The following is a 4,757-nucleotide window of genomic DNA, read 5'->3' as shown; positions in this document are numbered from 1 at the left end:
GCCGCGTGCGTGCCGTCCTTGGTCGTGATGACGCCGGCGAAGAGGCCGTCGGCGATCTCGCTGCCGACGGCGGGCAGGCTGGCGAAGGCGATCGTCTGTGCAGACGTGTGCGCGGTGGTCATGGTGAGGTGGCCTTTCGATAGCGGGTTGGAAGGACTGAAGGAATCAAGCGATGAGGGGAATCAAGCGGACGGCGCGGACGCAACCCTCATAGCTCTTGCGGGTGAGGTCCTGGTCGCCGTAGCTGAAGCCGCAGTACCAGGCGTAGGAGGCGTCGTCCGCGTCGCCGGTGTCGTTGCTCAGCTCGTCGCTGGTCCAGTACCACCGGGGCTGGAACTCGTGCTTGAGCGTCGTGTAGAGCAGCGCGGCGACCGGGCGCGTCGGCACCTCGCCGCCCCGTGCGGCGGCCCACGCCTTCGCGTCCTCCCAGTCCAGCTGTGCCTCGCCCGGCAGCAGGACGACGGCGCTGTAGGTGCCGGCCTTCGTGGTCGTGATGCCGGCGAAGATGCCGCCGCCGAACTCGCTGCCGATCGGCGGCAGGAACTGGGGGATGTCGCAGAACTGGATAGGGCTGACGGTGTGTTGATCGAGGGTCATGGCGTGTGGCCTTTCGGTGGTGATCGAATGAACGGAATGGCGGACTGGATCAGTCCTCGGGCGAGACGGTCGGCAGCGACTCGCGCAGCTTCTTGAGCTGCAGGCAGACGTCGCGGACCGACGAGTGAATGCCGAAGAGGCCGATGCACAGGGCCAGGCCGACGGCAAGGATGGAGAGAGCGGTGGTCACGGTGGTGCTCCAGAGGTGAGGTCAGATCAGTCGGCGAAGGGGCCGTCGTATGCGCCCGTGCCGGGCGCGGGCGGATCGGTCGTCGAGCCGCTGTGAGCGCGTGTTGCCGCCCGGTCCAGGCGGTCGATCTCGGCGAGGATCAGCGCGCCGGCTTTCACCAGGTTGCGGCGCTGATCCTGAGGGCGCCACCACGCGAGATCCCACGAGCGCGGCCAAACCATCGGGACGTAGCACGCGCCGCTGGCCGTGCGAGGCCGAGCTCTTGGGTCGGCATACGCAGCGGCTGCGACCGCAAGCTCGCCTAAGGCGTGCTCGTCGTCGTGCTCCGGCGTCCAACCCTCGACGCCGATCTGTCGCAACCGCTCGGCCAGGATCTCGGCGGCGGTGAGCGCCGAAGCGCCGCTGACGATCTCCTGCTGGTGCACCCACTCGCGCAGCGAGTCCGCGACCTGCTGCGGGTCGCAGTTGCTGCCGCCAGGCACGCACTCCGCGATCAGCTGCTCGACGCCGACGTAGAGCATGTCGGTCACCGCGTGGGCGAGGTAGTCCGGCTCGCCCTTGAGCGCCTGCTGCAGCGCGCGACGGACATCGCCGGGTGCCGCGCCGACGTCCTTGAGCGCCAGGATGAAGGCGCACAGGCGCTCCTGCACCACCGGGTAGGTCAGGGCGTTCATGCCGTCACCTCGAAGTCCTCGAGGCGGTCGCCGGCGGAAATTGCCGCCTTGAGCCATGCAGGCTGCAGGCCGCGCCCCGACCAGGTCTCGCCCGTGTCCTGCTTGCGGTACTTCACCGACGATTTCTTCGCCGCAGTCTTTCCGCTGGCTGGGGCGTGCGCCTCGACGAACGCGTCGGTCGCGTCCTTCGGCTTGATGCGGCCGAGGCGCTTGTCTTCTTCCGCCTCGACTTCGATCGCCGCCTCGGCGGCAAACTGGTCGTACAGCGGCTTCAGCTGGTCCTTCAGGCCGAACAGCGCAGCGATCTCGTTCGCCGCGTAGCAGGTGTCATCCTCTTCGTCGAAGAGGTTCTCCACGGACCAGTAGGTCGCCAGGTTCTCCGCGAACGCGGCATGGACGAGCAGCTCGCCGAGCGTGCCGCTGCTCCCGGCCGCCACCAGTTCATCGAGCTTGGTCGCGAGCTGATCCTCTTCGTCGTACTCCTGGTCGAACGGCCAGCCCTGCAGCGCAAACACCAGCTGCATGGCGGGCTCGTTGAGCTCGTTGACGCGCTGGAATGCAACGATGCGGGCGAGCTCGATCGGCATCGCGTCGAGTTGGCGCAGGTGATCGCGGAACATCGTGCCCGCGGCGAGGGAGAACTTCTCCGCGGTCAGGGAGCGCGTCGCATGGGTGAGCTCGTGCTGGGTGCGAGGCCTGGCCTTCGTGCCCTGGTTTCCCTGAGTACCGACGGAGCTCTTGGGCGCCACGTCCGTCGGCGCTTGCGTCTCCTGGCGGAGCAGCCCCTTGGCCTTCAGCACCTTGCGCACGTCCGCTTCCGGGACGATCGTGATGACCGTCTCGCTGTTCGGGTGCAGCAGCGTGACCGCGCCGCGAGCCTTGGCGCCGAAGATCTCCGACAGCGGCTTCTTGCTGTCGGTCAGCTTCGGGCAGGTCTCGGCGAGCAGGTAGTAGCCGTTGGGCGGGGCCGAGTAGTTGGGCATGAGCCGCAGGGCTTCACTGCCGCGCATGACCTGGTGCCCCGCCGCCTCCGCCGATGCGAGCTTGCGCTCGATGGTCTCGCGCGCCTTCGCACCGAAGCACCCGCGGTCCTGGCACATGTCGCCGGAGGAGATCTCGGCGAACAGGTCAGGGTTGGCACCGCTGCGCTTCGGGCATTGGCCGCAAGGGCCGGCGATCTCGAACGTCGCCTGGATGTCGAACGGCGCATTGCTCAGGTTGAGCATGAACTCGTCCTGCAGCAGCTTGGCCGCCGCGCGGAACGAGTACGGATCGCCGCCCCACCCGGCCAGGATCTTCTCCGTGGCTTCGAGTTGCTGCTCCTGATCCTCCATGCGCGCGAGCAACGCCGCGACGCTCGCGTTGATCTTGTCATCGAGGAACGCGTCGCGCGCCTTCTCGCACAGCCGCGTCAGCGACAGGCGCTGGTAGACCCAGCGACGGGACTTGCGCAGCCAGGCGGCGAGCTCGTCGACGCTCGCGAACCCGTCCGCGTTCTGCTCCGAGCGCAGCAGGCGCTGCAGGCCGGCGGCCTCGTCGTACGGGTGCAGGTCCTCCCGATCCATGTTCTCGATCATCTGGATCTGCTTGACCTGCTGATCGGTGAGCTCGCGCACGTTGGCCAGCACGCCCGGACCCGACTCCAGGCCGCCGATCGCCTCCCAGCGCTGGTGGCCGAAGACGATCTCAAGCGGCGGCTGGCCGTCGCCTTCGGTGTGCTCCGGGTTCGGGCGCGCGAGGATGGCCTGCTGCTGGCCGGCTTGCTCGATGCTGGCGCGCATCTCCTCCACCTTGGCGGGCTTGACGCGGCGGCGCGGCTGCGTCGGGCTCGCGCGGAAGAGCGAGGGCGGGTAGTAGCGCGGCGTCGGGCCGGGCGGCATCAGTTCGTTGAGTCTCTCGATGGACATGGGTGACCTCAGGTGGATGCGGCGAGCAGGGCCGCGGCTTCGGACGCGTTGGCGCCCTGGGTGAGCGGATCGACGACGGCCACGCCGGGCGCGGCATGGCCCGCGAGGGCCTGACGCGTCATGGCGATGACGGCCGCGATGGCGGACTGGAATTCGCCGCTGGAGCAGTGATCGACTTGCACGGCGTGGATGAACACCGCTTCCTCCAGCGGCTCGATCTCGCTGGTCAGGAGGCACCAGGTGCCCGTCGACTGGGCGCGCGCGCTCAGCGCAATGAGCGCCTGCAGACCGGCGGCAATGTCGCCGCGGCGGTCATTGCAGATCCGCAGCTTGCACAGCTCGGCGGCGATGTTGAGCCCGTCGACCAGGTTGGCGACCGCCTCGGCGGTTCCCGCGCCAGTGCGCAGCAGCGACATCGCCGAGTTGAATGGTGCGAGGTGGTCCAGGCGCTGACGCGCCGTCAGCAGCCCCGTGCGGGCGATGACCGTGTCGATGTAGGCCAGCGCGTTGTCCATGCGCTTGTAGCTGCGATGGCGCGGGTTGCGGCGACGACGATGGGTCATGGTCGTCTCCTCAGCTGCGGCGCAGAAGGCGGCAGTTCTCGCCGTTCTTCGGGCACATGCCGACGCTGAACTTGCGGCCAGGGTGGCTCTGCTCGTAGATGGCCGCGGCCTTCTTGAGCGCGCTCTTGTAGCCCTTGGCCATCGACGTGCTCATGTCCGGCTCGGTCAGCAGATCGAAGACCTCGTCCCACCGCGATTGGCCTTTGCGGTTGGGCTGCGCGAAGCCGACGCCGGTCTCCACGACCAGCGTCGATACGTCGATCGCCGGCAGGCGGGGAGTGCGTGTGCGCACGCCTTTGCCTTCAGTGGCGACCTTGGACGTGGGGCGAGGATGCCCCGGCCAGGTGGCGGCCTTCCTCTGGCCTGCCAAGGCGATGAGCTCGGGGCCCGCGCTGTATTCCGCGATGTTGGCGACGCCCTTGATCATTCGGTACGCCAACTTCAGCACCTGGTGGCGTGTGGCGTGGCTCAGCTGGCTCTCGACATCGCCGATGGGCACCTCGTACTTCTCCGAGATCTCGGCGACGTTGAGGACGGTGTCGCTGTTGCGCAGCATGTGCGCCGCGACGCGGTGCGCCAGGCTGTTGGGCAGCACGTGGGGAATCGTTGGCAGGGCCATGTGGTTGCTCCGGAAGGTCATTCGTCGTCGGGGCGCTCGCCGGCGGCGGCACGCTTGGCGTCGAAAGTGGGCGGGTGGTGGGGGACGGGAACTCGGGGCGCCGGCGGTTGTGCAGACGTGTGCACGGTCGGCGGGGCGGCGTGGGTGCGGCGGTTCACCGTCGCGCGCACGCGCTGGTACAGCAGGTTGGCGCGCAGCAGCTCCGAC

The 4,757-nt window shown here is 68.5% G+C and carries 7 protein-coding genes; all 7 read right to left on the bottom strand.

The features are described from left to right. Nucleotides 1-165: 165 nt before the first annotated feature. Nucleotides 166-597, bottom strand: a complete 432-nt coding sequence (locus VF536_RS06325) for a DUF1566 domain-containing protein (RefSeq protein ID WP_331613967.1) — start codon at nt 595-597, stop codon at nt 166-168. A gap of 49 nt (nt 598-646) precedes the next feature. Next, on the bottom strand, nt 647-787 hold the full coding sequence (locus VF536_RS06320; RefSeq protein ID WP_331613966.1) for a hypothetical protein: 141 nt from the start codon (nt 785-787) through the stop codon (nt 647-649). A gap of 26 nt (nt 788-813) precedes the next feature. After that, entirely contained in the window at nt 814-1,461 is a 648-nt protein-coding gene (locus tag VF536_RS06315) for a hypothetical protein (protein ID WP_331613965.1), read from the bottom strand. Further along, nucleotides 1,458-3,368: a ParB/RepB/Spo0J family partition protein gene (locus VF536_RS06310; protein ID WP_331613964.1), complete on the bottom strand. Its 1,911-nt coding sequence runs from the start codon at nt 3,366-3,368 to the stop codon at nt 1,458-1,460. The genes VF536_RS06315 and VF536_RS06310 overlap by 4 nt, the downstream gene beginning before the upstream one ends. Nucleotides 3,369-3,376: 8 nt before the next feature. Further along, nucleotides 3,377-3,931 carry a hypothetical protein gene (locus VF536_RS06305; protein WP_331613963.1) on the bottom strand — a complete coding sequence of 185 codons (555 nt, stop codon included), beginning with the start codon at nt 3,929-3,931 and terminating at the stop codon, nt 3,377-3,379. A gap of 10 nt (nt 3,932-3,941) precedes the next feature. Further along, nucleotides 3,942-4,550 (bottom strand): hypothetical protein, encoded by a 609-nt coding sequence (locus tag VF536_RS06300; RefSeq protein ID WP_331613962.1) that lies wholly within the window; start codon nt 4,548-4,550, stop codon nt 3,942-3,944. A gap of 17 nt (nt 4,551-4,567) precedes the next feature. Beyond that, the coding region (locus tag VF536_RS06295; RefSeq protein WP_331613961.1) for a hypothetical protein at nt 4,568-4,757 on the bottom strand (190 nt) is incomplete at its 5' end.

This window comes from Roseateles sp., from assembly GCF_036486225.1.
Lineage (GTDB): Bacteria > Pseudomonadota > Gammaproteobacteria > Burkholderiales > Burkholderiaceae_C > Roseateles.
This window is presented reverse-complemented; position numbering and strand designations above follow the sequence as displayed.

What these genes read in the sequence shown, in the direction of transcription:
- VF536_RS06315 (WP_331613965.1), bottom strand. Translation starts at nt 1,461, where the DNA reads ATGAACGCCCTGACCTACCCGGTGGTGCAGGAGCGCCTGTGCGCCTTC.
- VF536_RS06300 (WP_331613962.1), bottom strand. Translation starts at nt 4,550, where the DNA reads ATGGCCCTGCCAACGATTCCCCACGTGCTGCCCAACAGCCTGGCGCAC.
- VF536_RS06310 (WP_331613964.1), bottom strand. Translation starts at nt 3,368, where the DNA reads ATGTCCATCGAGAGACTCAACGAACTGATGCCGCCCGGCCCGACGCCG.
- VF536_RS06325 (WP_331613967.1), bottom strand. Translation starts at nt 597, where the DNA reads ATGACCCTCGATCAACACACCGTCAGCCCTATCCAGTTCTGCGACATC.
- VF536_RS06305 (WP_331613963.1), bottom strand. Translation starts at nt 3,931, where the DNA reads ATGACCCATCGTCGTCGCCGCAACCCGCGCCATCGCAGCTACAAGCGC.